The sequence below is a fragment of the Bacteroides zhangwenhongii genome (assembly GCF_009193325.2).
In the GTDB taxonomy this organism is placed as follows: Bacteria; Bacteroidota; Bacteroidia; order Bacteroidales; family Bacteroidaceae; genus Bacteroides; species Bacteroides zhangwenhongii.
In genome coordinates this window covers 3,024,965-3,047,355 of record NZ_CP059856.1, presented here as the reverse complement: position 1 = coordinate 3,047,355, position 22,391 = coordinate 3,024,965, and the positions used below count along the sequence as shown (strand labels likewise).

16 protein-coding genes are annotated in these 22,391 nt (G+C 42.1%); 15 read left to right on the top strand and 1 reads right to left on the bottom strand.

Features of this window, described 5'->3' with window-relative positions; translation table 11 throughout:
- The first annotated feature begins 58 nt into the window (after positions 1 to 58).
- The 8 genes from GD630_RS12195 (at position 59) to GD630_RS12160 (ending at position 15,054) form a co-directional block, all read left to right on the top strand.
- On the top strand, positions 59 to 1,201 hold the full coding sequence (locus GD630_RS12195) for a FecR family protein (protein WP_143864787.1): 1,143 nt from the start codon (positions 59 to 61) through the stop codon (positions 1,199 to 1,201).
- Positions 1,202 to 1,488: 287 nt separating this feature from the next.
- On the top strand, positions 1,489 to 4,758 hold the full coding sequence (locus GD630_RS12190; protein ID WP_238482906.1) for a TonB-dependent receptor: 3,270 nt from the start codon (positions 1,489 to 1,491) through the stop codon (positions 4,756 to 4,758).
- A 6-nt stretch (positions 4,759 to 4,764) separates the two neighbouring features.
- A complete protein-coding gene (locus GD630_RS12185; protein WP_143864789.1) occupies positions 4,765 to 6,615 on the top strand; it encodes a RagB/SusD family nutrient uptake outer membrane protein in 1,851 nt (616 codons plus the stop codon).
- A gap of 20 nt (positions 6,616 to 6,635) precedes the next feature.
- Positions 6,636 to 8,096, top strand: a complete 1,461-nt coding sequence (locus tag GD630_RS12180) for a DUF3823 domain-containing protein (protein WP_143864790.1) — start codon at positions 6,636 to 6,638, stop codon at positions 8,094 to 8,096.
- Between the two features lie 103 nt (positions 8,097 to 8,199).
- On the top strand, positions 8,200 to 10,413 hold the full coding sequence (locus GD630_RS12175; protein ID WP_238482905.1) for an alpha-N-acetylglucosaminidase: 2,214 nt from the start codon (positions 8,200 to 8,202) through the stop codon (positions 10,411 to 10,413).
- Positions 10,400 to 12,268: a hypothetical protein gene (locus tag GD630_RS12170; protein ID WP_143864791.1), complete on the top strand. Its 1,869-nt coding sequence runs from the start codon at positions 10,400 to 10,402 to the stop codon at positions 12,266 to 12,268. Before GD630_RS12175 ends, GD630_RS12170 begins: the two co-directional genes overlap by 14 nt.
- A gap of 33 nt (positions 12,269 to 12,301) precedes the next feature.
- A complete protein-coding gene (locus GD630_RS12165; RefSeq protein ID WP_143864792.1) occupies positions 12,302 to 13,987 on the top strand; it encodes a hypothetical protein in 1,686 nt (561 codons plus the stop codon).
- A gap of 194 nt (positions 13,988 to 14,181) precedes the next feature.
- On the top strand, positions 14,182 to 15,054 hold the full coding sequence (locus GD630_RS12160) for a GumC domain-containing protein (protein ID WP_055278679.1): 873 nt from the start codon (positions 14,182 to 14,184) through the stop codon (positions 15,052 to 15,054).
- A 20-nt stretch (positions 15,055 to 15,074) separates the two neighbouring features.
- Here the strand turns inward: GD630_RS12160 and GD630_RS12155 are convergent, their stop codons facing one another.
- The gene (locus GD630_RS12155; protein ID WP_017143139.1) at positions 15,075 to 15,947 is read right to left on the bottom strand and encodes an NAD kinase; all 873 of its coding nucleotides are present in this window, start codon (positions 15,945 to 15,947) and stop codon (positions 15,075 to 15,077) included.
- Between the two features lie 148 nt (positions 15,948 to 16,095).
- Here GD630_RS12155 and GD630_RS12150 point away from each other — a divergent pair, with 148 nt between their 5' ends.
- The 7 genes from GD630_RS12150 to recG all read left to right on the top strand — a co-directional run bounded on the left by GD630_RS12150 (position 16,096) and on the right by recG (position 22,259).
- Entirely contained in the window at positions 16,096 to 16,809 is a 714-nt protein-coding gene (locus GD630_RS12150) for a pyridoxine 5'-phosphate synthase (protein WP_007764373.1), read from the top strand.
- Positions 16,809 to 17,528 carry a MotA/TolQ/ExbB proton channel family protein gene (locus GD630_RS12145; RefSeq protein ID WP_007749402.1) on the top strand — a complete coding sequence of 240 codons (720 nt, stop codon included), beginning with the start codon at positions 16,809 to 16,811 and terminating at the stop codon, positions 17,526 to 17,528. The genes GD630_RS12150 and GD630_RS12145 overlap by 1 nt, the downstream gene beginning before the upstream one ends.
- 44 nt (positions 17,529 to 17,572) lie before the next feature.
- Positions 17,573 to 17,989: an ExbD/TolR family protein gene (locus GD630_RS12140; RefSeq protein ID WP_029425952.1), complete on the top strand. Its 417-nt coding sequence runs from the start codon at positions 17,573 to 17,575 to the stop codon at positions 17,987 to 17,989.
- A gap of 5 nt (positions 17,990 to 17,994) precedes the next feature.
- Entirely contained in the window at positions 17,995 to 18,873 is an 879-nt protein-coding gene (locus GD630_RS12135; RefSeq protein WP_182505769.1) for a TonB family protein, read from the top strand.
- Positions 18,874 to 18,943: 70 nt separating this feature from the next.
- On the top strand, positions 18,944 to 19,495 hold the full coding sequence (locus GD630_RS12130) for a DJ-1 family glyoxalase III (RefSeq protein WP_007749390.1): 552 nt from the start codon (positions 18,944 to 18,946) through the stop codon (positions 19,493 to 19,495).
- A gap of 7 nt (positions 19,496 to 19,502) precedes the next feature.
- Complete coding sequence (locus tag GD630_RS12125; protein WP_143864794.1) at positions 19,503 to 20,162, top strand: 2-C-methyl-D-erythritol 4-phosphate cytidylyltransferase; 660 nt, start codon at positions 19,503 to 19,505, stop codon at positions 20,160 to 20,162.
- Entirely contained in the window at positions 20,163 to 22,259 is a 2,097-nt protein-coding gene (gene recG / locus GD630_RS12120; RefSeq protein ID WP_143864795.1) for an ATP-dependent DNA helicase RecG, read from the top strand.
- Positions 22,260 to 22,391 lie beyond the last annotated feature (132 nt).

Here is a 22,391-nt window from a genome sequence, read left to right as displayed (position 1 = left end):
GATGAAAGGCATACGAAGCTCGTATATATAGTAAACAGGTCTTTAATTGAAATAAATAATGAAAGAATATTCATCATATACTACAGCTGATTTTTTGAACGATGATTTATTTCTTTTCTGGTATTATTCCGGAGAAGGAGATTATTATCGAAAAATCATTGCCGATTGTCCCGATCGTGAGCCGTATTTAAAAGAAGCGATGGAGAGACTGGCGGCGTTAAAGTGGGAAAAGCCGGTTTTACCCCCAAAAGAAGTGGATAATGCTTGTTTGAAACTGGAACAAGCCATTCAAAATCGGAAAATGTCTCAACGTAAACATCGATTGTATAAGATGAGATGGTGGAGCGCTTCAGTTGCGGCAGCTATTCTTATCCTGTTTGTTTCGGTAGAGGTTATTTGGAAGACTGCTCCGGCAATTGATTATCTAACTTTATTGCAAGTGAACGACTCTGTGTTAATGAGTGGCAAAACACAGCTTTTTGTTAACGATCAGCTGAAAAAAACTTTTGAAAGTAACCCGGATTTGAACTATGACCAAATGGCGACAGATGTTACTGAAGGGGAGCTTAATAAATTAGTTGTTTCGTATGGCAAACGTGCCCGTATCACTCTTTGCGATGGTACGAAAATATGGGCGAATGCAGGAACAGTGCTTTTGTATCCAACACATTTTGAAGATAAGAAACGTGAAATATATGTAGATGGAGAAATATATATTGATGTGACTCCTAATCCGGAGAAACCTTTTATTATTAAAACATCGGATATGGGAATAAAAGTGTTGGGAACGTCTTTCAATGTTTCGGCTTATCGGGATGACGCAGAGAAAAGTATTGTGCTGGTTACAGGTAAAGTGGAGGTAGCAGCGTCTAATGGAGAAACTGTGCGTATTTTACCCAATGACCGGTTCAGGCAATCAACTGATAAATATGTTGTAGACAAAGTGAATGTGGAAGATTATGTGTCGTGGAAAGAGGGACGATTATCGTTTAAAAACACAGAACTTAGTGGAATACTCAAACAGCTGTCCAGATACTATAATGTAAGAATTGATTATGATAAACAACAACAAATCACTTGTAGCGGAAAACTGAATTTGGACGATACGATCGAACAGATATTGAATACTATCACAGAAACGGCTCCTGTGATAATAAGTAAGGAAAACAATGTTTATAAAGTAACAATAAAGAAAAAATAGCCTATGATTAATATGTGAAAAACCATACTCTAATTTATCCTTTTGAGAGAGAAAGGATACCAGCCAGTTTTATTCGTAATAGAATAGCCTTAAAATATTGAAGTATAATTTTAATTCTTAAACAGATGAATGAAAAACATCAAAAAAAGAATCACACTTGCCTAAGTGTGAGAAGGCCCTTTATATGCTTTTTTCTAGCATTGGGTGTGTTTCTGCTATCCGCTTTTCCTACTGAATTGTATGCCCAGAAGAAAACAATTACTTTGGACTATAAAGAGTTGGGACTAATGGAACTTTTTAAGAAGATAGAAGAAAAGAGTGATTATGTCTTTTTCTACTATGACGTATTGATAGATAAGGATGTGAAGGTTCCTGCACGTTTCAAAAACATGACAGTAGAGCAAATTCTGGATAAAGTTTTTGCTAACATGGAGCTTGCCTATAGCATTAATAAAAAACAGATAACTATTAAAAAGAAAGTATTGCAGGAAAAAACGAAGAAAGAAGGTCAAAGTTCTATTGTAAAAGGAGTGGTATTCGACCAGTCTCGTGAACCGTTGCCCGGAGTTAGTATTGTAGTGCAAGGTACTAATATCGGGACCGTCAGTGATCTTAATGGAGCTTATTCCATTCATGTGCCTTCGGATGATTCGAAGATTATTTTCTCCTATATAGGTTTCGCTTCTGTGACTTATTCGGCAAAAGAAATGAATAAGCTGTCAGAAGTGGTGTTGGTTGAAGATACAAAAACAATTGATGAAGTGGTTGTGGTAGGATATACGACCCGTACACGTGAGAAATTAATCAGTTCCGTCTCGACTATAAACAATCAGGAATTAGTCAAGTCCACAGTCCCCAATCTGGAGAATGCGTTGACAGGGCGTGTGTCCGGAGTCTTTTCCCGTCAGACTAGTGCTGAACCGGGTTCAGATGGTGCCGATTTGAAAATTCGCGGTTTTGGTTCTGCTTTGGTGGTAGTAGATGGTATTCCGGGAAGAAATTACAGTGATATCGATCCTTCCGAAATTGAGTCCGTTTCCGTATTGAAAGATGCATCGGCTGCCGCTGTTTATGGGATGCAGGGAGCAAATGGAGTTATTCTTGTAACGACTAAAAGAGGAGGAAAAAACAAACCGACGACATTGGATATCAATACGCGCTTCGGATTACAAATGCCTCATAACTATCCACAGCCTGCATCAACCCCGCTGTGGCAGACATTAGTCGGTGAATATTATGCTAATATGAAATTGATTAATGATAAGAACGCGGTAATTACTCCCGCTGATATGGCTACACGTGACTATGCTTATAATACCAATTGGTATGAGGAAATGATAAAGAACGCTCCCATCACCCAGTCCAATATCAATATTTCGGGAGGCACAGATAAAGTCAGTTATTTTATTTCAGCCGGCTATTTATATCAGGGAGGTATTTGGTCAACAAATTCTACTGATAAGAATCGTTTCAATTTCCGTAGTAATTTGGATGCGGATATACTGAAAAACTTGAAGTTATCTGTCGGAGTGGGAGCTGTCATTAACAGTCTGAATTATCCGAGATCCGCTTCGTATGAGATAGCCCGCAAAATGAAAGATATGGCTCCGAATATTCCGGTAAAGTGGCCGGGGCATGACGACTATTATGCCTTTGGTGGGGAAGGTACGGTGAATCCGATGGCATTGGCGGATAAAGAGGCATCCGGATATTCCAAGAAAATAGCCAAGAATCTGAATGTGGATTTTTCTTTAGAGTATAAGGTTCCCTTTGTAGAGGGGCTTTCTTTGAAGGCTACGATGGGATATACGCAATCTGATTCGTGGAATAAGAACTGGAATATGAATATCGTTTATATGGGCTATCGGGAGGATGCGCAGGAATATTATGAGAGTGCTTCCGCCTCTAATGCCAATAAAGCAAGTTTGAGTTTGGAAGATGGTTTTTCCTATAATATAACCGGACAAGGTTTTATCAATTATATCCGTTCGTTCGGGAATCATAATATAAACAGCGGACTGGTCTTTGAATTTTCGGATGCGGAAAACCGTTCTACTGTTACGTCTCGTGGAGAATTTCCTTCTACTGTGTTGGATATGATGGCGGGTGGAATTGCCAATAAACAAGTGACAAATAGTGAAGTTTTCCGTAAATACAGGACGGCTTCTTTCATCGGTCGTTTCTCTTATGATTACCGTTCCAAGTATTTTGTCGATTTCAACTTCCGATATGATGGTGCCCAGTATTTTGCCGATAAGTGGGGTTTCTTTCCCTCTGCCTCTGTAGGATGGATGCTGACAAACGAAGAGTTTATGAACCCGTTGAAGAAAGTCTTGAATGAGTTTAAAATTCGTGCCTCCTGGGGAGAATTGGGTGACTTGTCGGCTGCCAGTCAATATTATGCTAATAATGAGCAATACTATTTTCAAAGCGGCTATCAATATCCGGGTACTCCGATGAATTTTGGTGACCGCACCATTTATGGATTAAATCCCACCTTGAATCCTAATCCTGATTTTACATGGGCTACCTCGTCAATGATAAATGCGGGTGTTGATTTTAAGTTGTGGAATGGTTTGCTTAGCGGATCGGCAGATGTGTTCTATCGTCAGCGTAAGGGACTTCCGGCACAAAAGGCCAATGATAATGCAGGAGCATTGGCTACTTGGTATAACTTAGACCATGACAACACCCGCGGTTTTGAGTTCTCATTGAATCATCAATATAAAATAGGAGAAGTCAACTATTTTGTCGGAGGAAACATGTCGTGGTCCAGAACCCGGAAAGGGAACATTGAGCACGGAAGATTTACAAGCGGTTATGACGAATGGAAATGGAACACTGAAGGACATTGGAATAACGTACGTTGGGGATATAACTGTATTGGACGTTATCAGTCGTATGGAGAAATAGCCAATGCACCCATGCATAATAATTCGAATAATAACAGTGCCATATTGCCGGGTGACTTAAAGTATGAAGACTGGAATGGCGATGGCTATATTGACAATTATGATCAACGTCCTATCGGAAGAAATGCTTATCCGGAGTTGGTATATGGTATTAATCTGGGACTTTCCTGGAAGGGAGTTGATTTCTCCATGTTCTGGCAGGGAGGGGCATTGTCGGACTTCCAGATCGGTGCTTTCGATATGGATGCTTTCCAGGAAGGAGCTACTAACTTGAACACTTGGGAATATTTTGGCGATCGTTGGCATCGTGCCGATTATACTGATCCGAATTCTGAATGGATACCCGGGTATTTTCCGGCAGTCCGAGATTTTACATCAGTAACGATCAATCGTCTAAGTTCTAACTTTTGGATGTGGAATGGAAGTTACATTCGTCTGAAAAACGTGGAGTTGGGATATACTTTGCCACAACGAATTACCCAGAAAGCTAATATCAAACAGTTGAGGATTTATGCGAATCTTTATAACTGCCTGACCTTTTCCTCACAGAAATTCTTTGATCCGGAACAGCTTGAAAGTCAGTATTCGTTTGCCAGCTATCCGCAAATCATGTCATTTAATGTAGGTATAAATCTTAAATTCTAACAGGTTATGAAAGTAAAATCTATCATATATATGGTATTGGCATTGAGCTTGTGCTGTGGATGTAGCGATTGGCTTACTGTCGATTCGAAAACCATTCTTAGTGAAGAGGACATTGCCAAATATCCCGAACTGGCAGAAGCACAGTTCTTATCCAATTATGCGGAATTACGTAAATCAATCCATTGTATTGGTGACGGAGCAATGTCGTACAGGCAACATCATTTGGATGCTTTTACCGATGATGGAGCGAGCAATATTACGTACGAGAATGGGGTTATGAGAAATAACACTCCGGGTACTGTTTTTGGAGGAGTCTTTTCTCAAAGCAAAGGTGAAATATTTGAGGCGGTATGGAATTATAAGACAATCAATGTTGTAAATAAGTTTATCGCCACTTATAAGAATTCGGATAATGAAGGGGTGTTGAGTACAGTCGGTGAGGCTTATTTTATTCGTGCTTATCTGTATTTTGAGATGGTGAAACGATATGGGGGTGTGCCTTTGTATTCAAGTCCGTTGGATGATGTAAGCTCCATCAACAATCGTTCTACAGAGGAAAAATCCTGGGATTATATAAAAGATAACTTGGACTCGGCTCTTGTATTGCTTCCGAAAGTACAGCGTATTGCATCAGAAGATCGTGACCGTGCCAATCGGTATACAGCTTTGGCGTTGAAGTCGAGGGCTATGTTGTATGCGGGGACTATTGCTAAGTATGGAAAAGTTTCAAATAATAGTTTCCAGGGAATCCGCAAAGAAATGGCGAAAACATATTTATTGGAAGCGGCAAAAGCAGCAAAGGAAATCGTTGATGATGGTAAGTATGCGCTCTCTACTGAATTTGGCGATTTGTTTAATGGAAAAGATGAAAATAATAATGAGATAATTTTCCGTTTTGCTAACGTTGCCAAGACAGGAGTGGCTGTATATGAGGATTACTGGTATCAGTCTTATCGTATCAAACGGGCCGGTTACTGTGCCTTTATGGTTCCTCCTTTAGATGTTGTCGAACAATTTGAAACATTAGACGGTAAGATTCAGCCATTGGATTATGCCGCTTCAAAGAATAATCCCGAAGATTTTTTTGCAAACCGTGATAAGCGTCTGGATGCCACTGTTATTTATCCGGGAGGAGAGTTTTTGGGAGAACGTTTCTCTATTTACCGGAAAACACTCGTAAAAAGGACAGATGGAACTACTGAAGAATATTCTTATGAAAAATCTGAAGATTGGATGGGAGCGGGGAAAGTGCCCGGTCACGAAAAATACATGAAAAGTGGGGCAGATGGTATCTTCTTGAACCTTTCTGCCGCAGGAACTACTAACTGGGGATTTTTTCTGAAAAAAACACTTTATGGAGTGAAGAGGCTGGATGATTATCTTATACAAGAAAACGATCAGGATGCAGTCGTTATTCGGTATGGCGAGGTTATTTTAAATTTGGCTGAAGCTGCCGTCGAGCTTTCAACCTATGGAGTGAATGATTATTTAACGGTTGCTCAAGTCGCTTTTGATCAGTTGCGCAGCATACATGGAGGATTGCCTGCAAAAACGATGGATTTGGAGGTTGTACGGCATGAACGTCGGATAGACTTGATGTATGAAGGATTCCGTTATTGGGACTTGAAGCGTTGGCGCATTGGGGAAGAAAAGATGCACAATAAAACGTTGAAGGCTCTCTATCCCATTCTTCATATCGATGAAACAACTTCTCCTGCCTCCGTTTATTATACGTTGGAGAAAGTAGAAGCACCGGATTTGGCTACGAGAGTGAAATGGTTCGAGGAAAGAGACTATTATTGTCCGCTTCCTTTAAGCAAAAGCCCGGGTATCGTGCAGAATGACGGTTGGAATTGATAACCCTAAAAGAAAAGAATATGAATAGAGCTAGATTATATATAAATATCAAACTGTTACTTTTAGCAGTGTTAACACTGAATCTGTCAGGGTGTGAACTTGACGAACGTGTGGACGATTTGACCGGTGGCTACGAAGGCGCTTTTATTGACAGGCTGACCGGCGAAAAGGTGGCTACCGAATATTATGGAGCTAAATTAAAGTTACTTGATCTGGAGTATGGAAATGTAGCGGTTCCCTTGGAGTATAACACACTTCCTGAAGGAACATATCGCAATACCAAAGTATATCCTTCCCGCTATAAAGTATGGGCGAACGGACCGTTCTTTGAGTTGGATACCATTTATGGTGATATTCGTAGTTTTAAGAAAATGGACTTGATTGTTACCCCCAACGTAACATTGAAAATCAAGAAGGTGGAAGTGTTGTACGGCATTACAGCGAACGTCACTTTTACTTATCAGGTAAATGACGAACGCTCCAAGAATCAGGAAATAGGATTGGTATATGGCAAAGAGCAATATCCCGGACAACGTACGGCTATGAATGAAAGCGAAAGCGGTTCACATACTTACAAACGAATAAAGAAGAATTTGACAGAATTGTCGGGAGAATTTACGGAGACTCTGTTCTTAAACCCTAACAGCACATATTATCTAAGAGCTTTGGGACGTACGGAATCAGCAGGAGATTACTGGAATTATTCAGAACAGACTGTGATTAATACGACAGATATTGATTTGTCTTCCTTACCGATTGAAGCCGCTGTCGGAGTAAGTAGTGCCACTTCCGCTGTTTTGCAGTGGGCATTTCCTCCCGTTGTTGACGAGATAAAGGTTTCTTATACGGATCGGGATGGTGAAGAGGTGATGGATAAATTTAAACCTACGGATTATTCATACGTTGCCAATTTACCTCATAATCAAAAGAGTACAATCAAAGTACAACTTCTGGCGAAAGGAGTTGCCGGTCCGGAACAAACGATTGAAGTACAGACTAAATCTTTGACGGATAAATATGTACCTGCCTCAAACACTCGTCCGGAAAATGTTCCTTTCTACAATGATTCGGAATTTAAAAAATCATTATCCGGTGAATGGGCATTGATATATGGTCCTACAATCGGCGAAGACTGGTCCACTACCGATTTACGTTTTGAATATTTCGATTGGTGGAACACATGGTTGATAGGATTTGCTGACCGTATGCCTGCTTGCCAGGATATAGAGAACTTTAAATCACTGACTATTCAGGGAGAAATACAAACGTTGGTTGATATTTTACCTTTTGTTAATCTGGAAACACTTTCTATCATAAAGGGTAAAGGCTTCTCGGTGGACAAAACGATTAATCCGAAAGTGGACCTGACAGTTCTGAAGAAACTGAAGAAACTTAACACAGTTATTATAGGACCGGATGTGCCGCTTACTAAAAAGAATTTTGATGATGCGGGACTTACACATCTGACGATTACCAACTAGGTCGGTAATCACACTACTCCCTTTGACAAGCGAATGTGTCTAGTGGGTAACATCGGATACATTCGTTTTTTTAAAGAAATATATAAATGAAAATATAAATAGTATGTGTAAGATTAAATGTTTATTTCTACTGATGTTGATCGTATTGTGTTCTTCCTGCAAAGAAAGTACAGAAGATGAAAAAGCGATGCAACAGATGGTGGAACGTTTATTTCCGGAGTATGCTTCCCAATTTAGTTTTGAACAATCGGAAAAGATTGATAAAGATTGGTATGAAATAGAAGCGCAAGGAGGAATAGTACGAATACGGGGAAATAACGCAAATTCGATGGCTGTAGGGCTGAACTATTATCTGAATCATTACTGCCTTACCTCTGTTTCCTGGTATGTGAACGATACGGTGGAGATGCCGGAAGTATTACCCATGCCACCGGCAAAAATAACTTCGACTGCCCGTTGCAAGAACCGATTCTTTCTTAATTACTGTACCTTCGGTTATACAATGCCATGGTGGACATGGAAGGATTGGGAACGGTTGATAGACTGGATGGCTTTAAATGGAATCAATATGCCTTTGGCAATCACCGGACAAGAATCTGTCTGGTATCGCGTATGGACGAAATTAGGATTGACGGATGAGGAAATACGGAACTATTTCACAGGGCCTGCTCACTTGCCTTGGCATCGTATGTCTAACCTGGATTATTGGCAGGGGCCTCTGCCTAAAGAATGGCTGGATACACAAGAAGCATTGCAGAAACAAATCGTAGCCCGTGAACGTCAATTTAATATGCGCCCCATACTTCCTGCATTTGCCGGACATGTACCGTCGGAACTTAAAAGAATCTATCCGGAAGCTAAGATTAGCCGGATGAGTTCTTGGGGAGGTTTCGAGGATAAATACAGAAGCCACTTTCTGGATCCGCTTGATCCATTGTTTGCAACCATACAGAAAGAGTTTTTGGAAGAGCAAACTAAGTTGTTCGGAACAGACCATATTTATGGGGCAGATCCTTTTAATGAAGTAGCCCCTCCAAGTTGGGAACCGGAATTTTTAGCCAATTGCTCGAAGCATATTTATCAATCGATGACGCATGTCGATCCGGATGCTACTTGGTTACAAATGACATGGTTATTCTATATTGACCGACATTTATGGACAAACGAACGGGTAGAAGCTTTCTTGAAAGCAGTCCCTCAAGATAAACTGTTGCTACTGGACTATTATTGTGAGAATACTGAAGTCTGGAAGCAGACAGATCGGTATTTCGGGCAACCATATTTATGGTGCTATTTAGGAAATTTCGGAGGAAATACAATGCTTGCCGGAAACACCAAAGAAGTGGGGAAACGAATCGAAAATGTATATACCAATGGTGGAGAAAACTTTTCGGGACTGGGTTCTACTTTGGAGGGGTTTGATGTAAATCCTTTCATGTATGAATATGTTTTCAGTAAAGCATGGGATTGTAATCTGCCGGACTCTGTATGGATAGAACAACTGGCAGACAGGCGAATTGGCTTGAAAAACCAACAAATGCGTCGGGCATGGAAATTGCTTTATGACAGTATTTATACAGTACCAGCTGCTTTGGGACAGGGGACATTGATGAATGCGCGTCCTTGTTTAAAAGGAAATGGCAATTGGACGACTACGCCTACGGTAGCGTATTCCAATGAAACTTTGTTTGAGGTATGGGAGATGTTGTTGAAAGCCGGAGAACATCGACATTCTACTTATGAATATGATGTTGTTAATATAGGAAGGCAAGTGCTGGGGAATTATTTCGGGAAGCTTCGCGATGAATTTGCGGAAGCTTATTCCCGGAAGCAATTACCGCTATTAAAACAAAAAGGAGCTGAAATGAAACAACTACTGCGTGATGTTGATACTTTATTAAGTACACAATCTTCTTTTTTACTGGGAAAATGGATTGAAGATGCCCGTTCATTAGGTACAGACGAAGCCTCTAAAAATTATTACGAAGAAAATGCCCGTACTATCGTTTCAACCTGGGGAGATAAAGATCAAAGTTTAAACGATTATGCAAATCGTACTTGGGGAGGTTTAGTATCGGGATATTATGCGCCTCGTTGGGAAATGTTTATAGATGAAGTTATTCGCTCTGTTTCTAACAAGCAGCCGTTTAATGCTGATGCTTTTCATCAAAGAGTGACGCAGTTTGAAATTGACTGGGTCAAGTCACATGAACGTTATCCTTCCGAACCGGTTGGTAATGTTGTTGAGATTGCTACTTTATTGATGAATAAATACAAGGATTCAATTTTAAAAGAAAAACACAATGAGAATAATTAGTTATATTTCAAGTATAATCATCACTTTTTCTGCATTGGCTATCATAAGCGGATGCAAAGATTCGGAAGTTGTTGATGACGGCTTTCGTACAACAATGGCTAAAGCCTCTGATGTGAAATTAAATAAAGTTGCCTATTGGCCGGGAGATCCTGTAAATTGCTCTTTTACCTTGAAAAATGAAACGAACTATCCGATGGATATTCGTGAAGTAAAAGTGGTGATTCAGAACTTGGATGATGGAGGGTGTGTATTGACAGAAAAGTCTGTTGCTTCCCATATTCAAATAGAACCGGGACAATCTGTTCCTGTGGATGCCGGGACACTGTATACCCTTCCAGCTGCATTAAAGCCTTCTTCTTTCTGTGCTGTCAAGTTCCTGTTAAATTTTGAAGATGGGATAACCACTACAATTGACGGAACATATTTCAGAGCTGTCAACGAGCAGTCGCTGTTGACTTACGATATTCAAAAGTTAGATTATCAGGGACTTCCTGTTTATCGTCAGATAGGAGATATGAGTGCCGGGTTCGGTGTATTAAAAACGATAATTGCTTTCGATCAGGGAATAGCTGCCACCATGGAGGAGGCTCCGCAGGGTGGTACTTATCCGGTTGCGCCTACTCCGGAGTTTTTGCAACGTTCCGTTCGCAAAACTGTTGAGCTTTACAATTCGGAGATCGGAGCTGCTACAAAGATAAAGAGAGTGGTGATTGGAACAGGGATCGCATCTGTTTCTTACTTTGCAACAATGATGGGGGCAGCCTATTTACCTATTCATTATCTGGTATCGGCTAATTCTGCTTCCGAAGTACAAGCTATACTCGATTATTCCAATCAAAATGGATATGCGTCTTATGCTACATTGGGTTATGACGGTTCTATGCCCGGAGTGGGAGTTGCCTGGATAAAATTATTGGATTTGCCGGAAGAATATAAGCAATTTATAAAAGACCATCAGGTGGAAGAAGTTTATATTTATGGAGTAGGTCAGGAAGGACATGGAGAGTCTTATTCCCGAAGGGTTTTGACGCAGAATACAATTACCGATGAATATGCACCTGGCTCTTTATATATATTGTATACTAACTTTGGTTCGGATGCCGATATTGACGCATTGAAACATCGGTTGTATGACTATAATCAGTTAAAATTGGGTGAAGGACAGTATATATCTGATTGGGAAAGCGGAATTGTTGATGATCAGATAACCAATATATCCGGCTCTGCGCAAGCGATGGCAAATGTGAAAGCTTATACGATTGAGACTGATGATATGATGGCTTTGTACAATATATCTTCTTTCCTGACGCTTCAATATATAAAAAAGAATCAAAGCAAGTTGCAGGCACCTTTTGTGAATGGAGTTATTTTTAACGAGTATCTTACGAATCACCCTCAATATGAAGCGTTTGTTGGATATGTACCTTTATTATATTGGCAATTTAATTCGGCGGCTTCTACAGTAGAACGTATTGATGGTTATCTGAAGCCAGCTATTGCCGGGTATTTTCCTGATGTTGTCGATCATCTGTATGAGGGATCTTTCTATCTGAATTCTAATATGAGACGCTATGAGTTTTATGACGAGCTGATAGCAAGAGGTGTCACTTCGGAGAATATTAGAATTAGGCAGAGTGTAGATAAATGGAATCCGGAAGATGATGGAGAAACGGAAGAGTATTTGGGACGCATTAATCATAAAATAGGTTCGGCTGAAGAATTTGCTTATGATATAATTGAACGTATTGGAGTGCAGAAGTATCGGAATACGGTTAAGTCGATGGAGTACCTGACATTGGAGGAGCTTCGTACTATTTGTGCACAGGTTGGAAATATGAGATTAGTAGAACATTGATATAACATCGGATTTAAGATTTAAACTAACGAAATGAATATAAAACAATTGATGGTAACTTTCTTCATTGCATTATTGGCAGGAGGAGAGATTGGAGCTCGTGTGCTGACGGATAAATTCGTTTATTCACAAGGGGAGAAGGTTGTGTTTACTTTTGATGGGAAGTCAGAAGGTAAAACGATTATACTGAAATATCTCTCCAAGAAAGGAGAACCGGTTCTTGCGGAGATTGGTGGAGAACCATTTGTTTGGGAAGTTCCTTCAGAATTTACGCCTACAGCCGTAGGTGTTTATCAAAAAGAGGAGGGACAGTTGACATATTCTTCTTATTTTAGGGTGGTAACTCCCGGAATGTTGACTACCTATCAGATCGCTAAAGAGGAATATAAAGGTTTGAATGTGTTTATGCTCGATGGTGGGATGAGTGCGGAATATGCTGTCCAAAAATCTTTAGCTAATCTGACGGCAGGTGTGAGCCATACATGGCAGATTGGCCCGGGAGGAGGTCCCAAACCGGTATGGGGGACACCTGATTTCCTTCAACAATCCGTTCAGCATACAGTAGATTTATATAATGAGTATTTGGGTAAGTCGAAGAAACTTAAAACTGTGATAATAGCTACGGGAGTACCGACGGTACCTTATCTTTCTGCAGCTATGGAGGCTCCCGTATTGCCATTACATTTTTTGGTTTCTGTCAATTCTACCAAAGAAGTTTCTTCCATATTAGAATATTCCTCGCAAGCTGGAGTACCTTGTTATGCGACATTGGGATATGATGCTTCTATGGATGATGTCGGAGTTGCCTGGATAAAATTGTTGGCTTTGCCTGATGAATACCGGAAGTTTATAATAGAGCATGAAGTAGAAAACGTAATTATCGCAGGCATAGGGGAGGACGTGAAAAGTGAATCTTATTGCCGGAAAATAAGTAAAACAGGAGTGGATAGTCAGGAATATGCAAACGGTTCTCTTTATATTTTATATACTCAATCTGGTTCAGAGCATGATATCCATACAATATCAAGAAATATTGTGGACTATAATATGTTATCTCTTGAAAAAGGTAAGGACTTGGCCGATTGGGAGAGCGGTGTTGTTAACAGACAAATTGATAATATATCAAAAGGTATTCGTGAACATACTCCGGCACAAGTCTATTCTTTGATTGCTACTCACGATATGATGGATATGTATAATCTCGGTGCAAACATGGGTATGTACTTTATGTATAAGAATCGGAATCAAACAAAGGTTTCCGTACAAGGGACTTATTTAAATGAGTATTTAATATCACAACCTTTGTATGAATTGACTCAAGGATATATTCCATTATTGTTTTGGCAGTTTGTCCCTCCTGTATCAACGATCGACAGGATAAAACGTGATCTACAGAAAGTGGTGGATGCTTATGAGAAAGGTGTTCTTTTGGAGAATAAAACCGTACATGTGAATGCACGCGTCGGGAAAGAAGAATTGCTGCAGGAACTGAAGAAAAGGGGATTTCGGTTTGTTACTAAGCGCAAAGATAATGTGGAAGAATTGTGGGATTTATCAGATGGGATAAATTCTCCTTGTGAAGAAGTCGTACAGAATATAGTAAAGCGGATTGGAGTAAAGAAGTACCAAAGTCTGTGTCAAAATGCCCGATATTTGGATTTGGATGACCTTAAACAGATAATAGGGAATATTCCTGGATTGGCTTTCTATCCTCTTTAAGGAAAAAGTAAGAACTATGAACGAATATCTTTGGCTATAATGTTGCTTGTCGGTTTAGGTTGTTAGTTGACAAATCAATAAGTTAAAATTGTATGGATTAGCAGAGGGGATATAAAAAACTCTCTGCTTTTCTGCTTGACTTCTATTACGAAATGATTACTTTTGCGGCGGTTATCAATTAACGTACTGGAACTATGAACAAAAAAGGCATTCTTATTGCGGCTGTTGCCGTATTAGTGATAGCGATTATCGGTGTTACCTATCTGTTATTTACTGAAAAACAGGCTAACCGGGAGTTGGTACAGGAATTCCAATTAGATAAGGAGGATCTGGAAAACGAATATACTCGTTTTGCACAACAATATGATGAGTTAAAGATGACAATTTCCAATGACTCTTTATCTCAGTTGCTGGAGCAAGAGCAGTTGAAGACTCAGCGATTATTGGAAGAACTCCGTACGGTGAAAAGTTCGAATGCGACGGAGATTCGTCGTCTGAAGAAGGAATTGGCTACCTTGCGCAAGGTAATGATTGGCTATATCAACCAGATAGATTCACTGAATAAACTGACGGCACAACAGAAACAAGTCATCGCGGAAGTCACCCAGAAATACAATCAGGCTTCACGACAGATTGATAACCTTTCCGAAGAAAAGAAGAATCTGGATAAGAAAGTGACGTTGGCAGCCCAGCTTGATGCGACCAATATTCGTGTCGAACCACGCAATAAACGCGGTAAAGTGGCGAAAAAAGTGAAAGATGTCGTGAAATTGGCTATCAGCTTTACTATTGTGAAGAATATAACGGCTGAGAACGGAGAGCGTACTGTCTATATACGTATTACCAAACCGGATAATGATGTGTTGACCAAGAGCGCATCCAATACTTTCCCTTATGAAAACCGAACATTGACCTATTCCATTAAGAAGTATATCGAGTACAATGGCGAAGAGCAGAATGTGAATGTGTTTTGGGATGTGGAAGAATTCTTGTACGCCGGAAACTATCGGGTGGATATTTTCGAAGGCGGCAACTTGATCGGTTCCCAGGCGTTCACATTAAATTAAGCCGGTGGGCACAAAATGAGTTATTGCGCTCTGCCATCCGCTCCCCACATCATCTTGGTACGGAGTGTATCGAAAAAAACATGATTGAACCTTTTTACCACTTTTACGCTGTAGTCAGCCCGACGGATAGTAAGTTGCGTAGTCTCTTTGCAGGTTTCGCTCCGACCGTCGATGGCGACGAGGAAGTTGTGGCTACGGCTTTCCACATCTAGTGTGATTTCCCAATCGTCGCGGATAACGATGGGACGGACATTGAGGCTATGTGGAGCTACGGGAGTGATGGCGATAGTGTTGGAGTGGGGCACAATGATAGGCCCGCCCACGCTCAATGAGTATGCGGTCGATCCGGTCGGAGTGGCAATCACCAGTCCGTCAGCCTGATATGTATTTAGAAAAGCGCCATTAATAGCCGTGCGGATACTGATCATGGAGGAACTGTCCCGCTTTAATACTGCTATCTCGTTCAAGGCATAGGGGCATTCCTGTAAATGTGTGTCGTTACAAATCAATTGCAGCACGCTTCTTTCCTCCACACTGTACCGTCCGGCATGAATTTCATTGAATGTCTCTTCCATTTCTTCGGGAGAGATGTCGGCAAGGAATCCTAAACGTCCCGTATTAATGCCAAGAATCGGAATTCCTTTCCTGCCTACACGGCGGGCGGCTTTCAGAAAAGTTCCGTCACCTCCGATACTGATCACCATATCGGCTGTAAAATCATCGCCATCCAGTAATTGATCGGCTTCGATTTCCATTTGTTCTGAAATCAAGAACTGGTAGAACTCTCTGCATACACATATTTCAGCTCCCTGCCTCTTCAATAATTGAAACAGGTTGGCGGCGTGAAAAGACTTTTTGGGCTGATAAGTATTTCCGAAGATGGCAAATTTCATAAGCTGTATCATTGGTTTCGGTTGCAAATTTGGCACTTTTTCTTGGATTTCTACTTTAAATAACCAAAAAAGAACGGAGAATGCGTTTCGTATTATTAGGCAACTAATAATAATATTTGTATTTTTGCGGCAAATATTACGTAGAACTATGACTAAATTAAGTGTGAACATAAACAAGATAGCTACGCTGAGAAACGCACGGGGAGGAAATGTTCCCGATGTGGTGAAGGTAGCCCTTGATTGTGAGTCTTTTGGAGCAGACGGCATAACGGTTCATCCCCGTCCCGATGAACGCCACATTCGCCATTCGGATGTATACGCCTTGCGCCCTTTGTTGCGGACTGAATTTAATATCGAAGGTTATCCGTCACCTGAGTTTATAGACCTGGTGCTGAAGGTAAAGCCGCATCAAGTAACTTTGGTTCCCGATGACCCTTCACAATTGACTTCCAATTCAGGCTGGGATACAAAAGCAAATCTGGAATTTCTGACGGAAGTTCTCGACCAATTCAACAGTGCGGGTATTCGTACATCCGTTTTTGTTGCCGCCGATTCGGAAATGGTGGAATATGCGGCAAAGGCTGGTGCCGATCGTGTGGAGCTTTATACGGAACCGTATGCTACGAATTATCCGAAGAACCCGGAAACGGCTATCGCCCCTTTTATTGAAGCTGCGAAAACCGCTCGTAAATTGGGCATCGGTCTCAATGCCGGTCATGATTTGAGTCTTGTTAATTTAAACTATTTCTATAAAAACATTCCTTGGGTGGATGAGGTTTCTATCGGGCACGCTTTGATTAGTGACGCACTGTATTTAGGATTGGAACGTACCATTCAGGAATATAAAAACTGTTTACGCTGATGAATGCAATGATATTGTTGGCTCAAGGGGCTATGAATATGGCTGACTCGCTGGCTACCGCCAACCCTGTACTGACGGAGGTTGGCACTCCTGAAATGAATATGCTTGATATGGCTATCAAGGGGGGATGGATTATGGTTGTGCTGGGCGTACTGTCTGTGGTCTGTTTCTATATCCTGTTTGAACGTAACTATATGATCCGTAAGGCCGGGAAAGAGGATCCTATGTTTATGGAGCGGATTAAAGATTATATTCATAGCGGAGAAATCAAAGCGGCTATCAACTATTGCCGTACGATGAATACCCCTTCGGCGCGTATGATTGAAAAAGGTATCAGTCGTTTGGGACGTCCGATAAATGATGTACAGGTAGCTATCGAGAATGTAGGTAACATTGAGGTTGCAAAGCTGGAAAAAGGGCTTACCGTGATGGCGACTATCTCCGGCGGTGCTCCAATGCTGGGATTTCTCGGAACGGTGACCGGTATGGTGCGCGCATTCTACGAGATGGCGAATGCGGGTAGCGGGAATATAGATATTACGCTGCTTTCCGGTGGTATCTATGAAGCGATGATTACTACAGTCGGAGGTCTGATTGTCGGTATCATTGCCATGTTTGCTTATAACTATCTGGTGATGTTGGTAGACCGTGTCGTAAACAAAATGGAATCCCGCACAATGGAATTCATGGATTTGTTGAACGAGCCTGCCCAAAAGTAACTTTATAGCTGACAGCTAATCACTAACCATTAATCACTAATAAAGTGGGATTAAAAAGAAGAAATAGAGTATCGCCCAATTTCAGTATGGCTTCCATGACGGATGTCATATTTCTGTTGCTGATATTCTTTATGATAACCTCTACTGTGGTGTCGCCCAATGCTATTAAAGTGCTGTTACCGCAAGGCAAGCAGCAAACTTCGGCCAAACCGCTGACCAGAGTCATTATCGATAAGGACTTGAATTTCTATGCGGCTTTCGGCAATGAGAAGGAGCAACCCGTAGCGTTGAATGATTTGACATCATTTTTGCAGAGCTGTGCGGAGAAGGAACCTGAAATGTATGTGGCATTATATGCCGATGAATCAGTGCCTTACCGTGAAATAGTACGGGTGCTGAACATCGCGAACGAGAATCATTTTAAGATGGTGCTGGCTACACGCCCGCCCGAAAACAGATAAGAATGATGGACAGAAGAAAAAAGGGTGAATACATAGGAGCGCTGGGTGCATTGCTGGTGCACGTGGCAGTGATTGCTCTTTTGATTCTGGTGAGCTTCACTGTTCCGCAGCCGGATGAAGATGCGGGTGGAATACCCGTGATGATGGGCAATGTGGAATCGGCGCGTGGCTTTGACGACCCTTCGCTGGTAGATGCGGACGTGCTGGATGAGGATGCGGCAGCTCCTGCGGAAACACAGCCGGAACTACCTTCAGAACAAGACCTGTTGACGCAAACTGAGGAGGAAACGGTCGCTGTGAAACCGAAAACAGAAGAAGTTAAAAAGGAGACGGTGAAACCTAAGGAGACGGTTAAGCCGAAAGAACCTGTGAAGAAACCGGAAAAGACCGAAGCTGAGAAAGCTGCGGAAGCCAAACGGCTTGCAGAGGAAAAGGCGGAACGTGAACGTAAGGCTGCCGAAGAAGCCGCAAGGAAGAAAGTTGCCGGTGCTTTTGGTAAGGGAGCGCAAATGACCGGCAATAAAGGGACGGCAACCGGTGGCACAGGTACGGAAGGCAGCAAAGAAGGCAATTCTTCTACCGGTGCGAAAATAGGAATAGGAGGCGAGGGAACATTTGACCTCGGCGGACGTTCTTTAGGTGCAGGCACCAGTCTGCCGAAACCTGTTTATAATGTACAGGAAGAGGGACGGGTTGTTGTGAATATCACGGTAAATCCTGCCGGACAGGTGATTGCAACCAGTATCAATCTTTCGCATACGAATACTCCGAACCGTTTCTTACGGAAAGCAGCCGAAGATGCGGCAAAGAAAGCCCGTTTTGAGGCGGTGGAAAGAATGACGAATCAGATTGGAACGATTACGTATAACTTTAAGTTGAGATAGAGAATAGTTAACGATCAGTGCGCAGCCAATTGGCACATTAGCATATTGGCACATTAATACATTATTATATATGGGAACTGTATACGCATTTTTTGCAGATGGCTTTGAAGAAATCGAAGCATTAACTGCTGTTGACACGTTGAGACGTGCCGGACTGAATGTAGAAATCGTATCCGTTACACCGGATGAAATCGTAGTCGGAGCACATGATGTGTCCCTTCTTTGCGACGTCAACTTTGAAAATTGCGATTTCTTTGACGCTGAGCTTTTGTTGTTGCCGGGAGGAATGCCGGGAGCAGCTACGCTTGATAAGCACGAAGGATTGCGCAAACTGATTCTTAGCTTTGCGGAAAAAGGCAAGCCTATCGCTGCCATTTGCGCGGCTCCGATGGTATTGGGCAAATTGGGATTGCTGAAAGGTAAGAAAGCTACTTGTTATCCCGGATTCGAACAGTATCTGGAAGGTGCGGAATGTGTCGGTGAACACGTTGTCCGTGACGGAAATATTATAACGGGTATGGGACCGGGCGCTGCTATGGAATTTGCTTTAGCTATCGTAGAGCTGTTGGCTGGTAAAGAGAAAGTAGACGAATTGGCGGAAGCGATGTGTGTTAAGCGCTAAGCCGTTTATGAAGAAATATGTCATTATTGTCGCCGGTGGGAAGGGGTTGCGAATGGGGAGTGAGCTTCCGAAACAATTTCTTCCTATCGGTGGTAGACCTGTACTGATGCATACGTTGGAAGCATTCCGGAAGTATGAGGCTACGCTTCAGATTATATTAGTGCTTCCCAAAGAACAACAGGATTTCTGGAAACAGCTTTGTGAAGAATATCATTTTGGCGTAGGGCACCTCATTGCCGATGGGGGAGAGACACGCTTCCATTCGGTAAAGAATGGTTTGGCGTTGGTGCGGGAATCCGGATTGGTGGGAGTTCATGACGGGGTTCGTCCGTTTGTCTCGGTCAACGTAATCCGTAACTGTTACGATTTGGCGGAGACAAGGAAGGCTGTAATTCCTGTTATCGATGTAGTGGAAACCGTACGCCATTTGACCGGCAATAGTAGCGAGACAGTCAGTCGCAATGATTATAAACTGGTGCAGACACCGCAAGTATTCGATACTGAACTCTTGAAGCGGGCATATACGCAGGAGTTTACCCCGTTCTTTACAGATGACGCTTCTGTGGTAGAAGCAATGGGAGTGCCTGTATATCTTGCCGAGGGCAATCGTGAGAATATAAAAATAACGACCCCTTTCGATTTAAAAATAGGGAGTGCACTTTTGTAAATGTTCGATTTAGTCACACGAGACATAAAGTTTATCTCCGGTGTAGGCCCTCAGAGGGCCGCTATATTAAATAAGGAGCTTGGAATCTACTCTTTACACGATTTAATTTACTACTTTCCTTATAAATACGTTGACCGGAGCCGCATCTATTACATTCACGAAATAGATGGCAATATGCCGTATATCCAATTGAAGGGAGAGATTCTCGGCTTTGAGGCTATCGGTGAAGGACGGCAGCGTCGCCTGACTGCTCATTTTTCGGATGGGACGGGTGTAGTGGATCTGGTGTGGTTTCAAGGAATAAAGTACATCTTAGGCAAATATAAACTTCACGAAGAGTATATCATTTTCGGTAAACCGACCGTGTTCAACGGACGTATCAACGTAGCGCATCCCGATATAGACAAATCGGATGAACTGAAACTTTCGTCCGTAGGTTTGCAGCCTTATTACAATACGACGGAGAAAATGAAGCGCAGCTTCCTCAACTCCCATGCAATAGAGAAAATGATGGCTACTGTCATTCAGCAGATACAGGAGCCTTTGCCCGAGACTCTTTCGCCCAAACTGCTGGCGGAACATCATCTGATGCCCTTGACGGAAGCGCTTCGGAATATTCATTTCCCTGCCAACCCCGATTTGCTCCGCAGAGCGCAATACCGTCTCAAATTCGAGGAACTGTTTTATGTGCAATTGAATATTCTTCGGTATGCCAAAGACAGGCAGAGAAGATATCGGGGCTATGTTTTTGAGAAGGTAGGGGATGTGTTTAACACATTCTATGCCAAGAATCTTCCTTTTCAGCTGACGGGTGCTCAGAAACGGGTATTGAAGGAAATACGTAACGACGTAGGCAGCGGGCGGCAGATGAACCGCCTTTTGCAAGGGGATGTCGGAAGCGGAAAAACATTGGTTGCTTTGATGAGTATGTTGCTGGCTTTGGATAATGGTTATCAGGCATGTATGATGGCCCCTACGGAGATACTCGCCAATCAGCATTATGAAACCATAAAAGAACTGCTTTTCGGCATGGATATCCGTGTTGAGTTGTTGACCGGATCCATTAAAGGAAAAAAACGGGAGGCTATTCTTTCCGGACTGCTGACCGGAGATGTACATATCCTGATAGGAACGCATGCCGTTATCGAAGATACTGTAAATTTCTCATCTTTGGGATTCGTGGTTATTGACGAACAACATCGTTTCGGGGTGGCGCAACGTGCCCGCCTGTGGAGTAAGAATAATCAACCTCCACATGTGCTTGTCATGACAGCGACCCCCATTCCGCGAACATTGGCCATGACTTTATACGGTGATCTGGATGTGTCTGTTATTGACGAGTTGCCTCCCGGACGAAAGCCGATAACCACTGTGCATCAGTTCGACAATCGTCGGGAGAGCATGTACCGTTCGGTGCAGAAGCAGATTGATGAGGGACGTCAGGTTTATATCGTTTATCCTTTGATAAAGGAAAGTGAGAAGATCGATTTGAAGAACCTTGAAGAGGGGTATCAACATATCCTTGAAAAATTTCCCAAGTGCAAGGTTTGCAAGGTACATGGCAAAATGAAACCGGCTGAGAAAGACGAGCAGATGCAGCTTTTCGTTTCGGGAGAGGCACAGATAATGGTGGCTACTACGGTGATAGAAGTCGGAGTAAACGTACCGAATGCTTCGGTAATGATTATTGAAAATGCCGAACGTTTCGGACTTTCTCAATTGCACCAGTTGAGGGGACGGGTAGGACGTGGAGCGGAACAGTCTTATTGTATTTTAGTCACTAATTATAAGTTGACGGAAGATACTCGTAAACGACTGGAAATAATGGTGCGTACCAACGATGGTTTTGAAATAGCGGAGGCCGATTTAAAACTTCGTGGTCCGGGCGATCTGGAAGGTACTCAGCAGAGTGGTGTCGCTTTTGACCTGAAGATTGCCGATATAGCCCGCGACGGACAACTTCTGCAATATGTCCGTACCATTGCCGAAGAAATAGTAGAGCATGACTTTGCAGCGCAAAATCCGGAGAACGAGATTTTGTGGCGACAACTGAAAGCATTGCGGAAAACGAATGTTAACTGGGCTGCCATTAGCTGAAAAACGGTTAAACATACAGTTTATTTACGTAAATGTGTTGCAAAACATATTTAGTCCTTATTCTCCCTATTTATAGGAGTTTAGGGGACAATTATTAGCCCGCTTACCGGCTAACCATCTGAAAAATAGTTA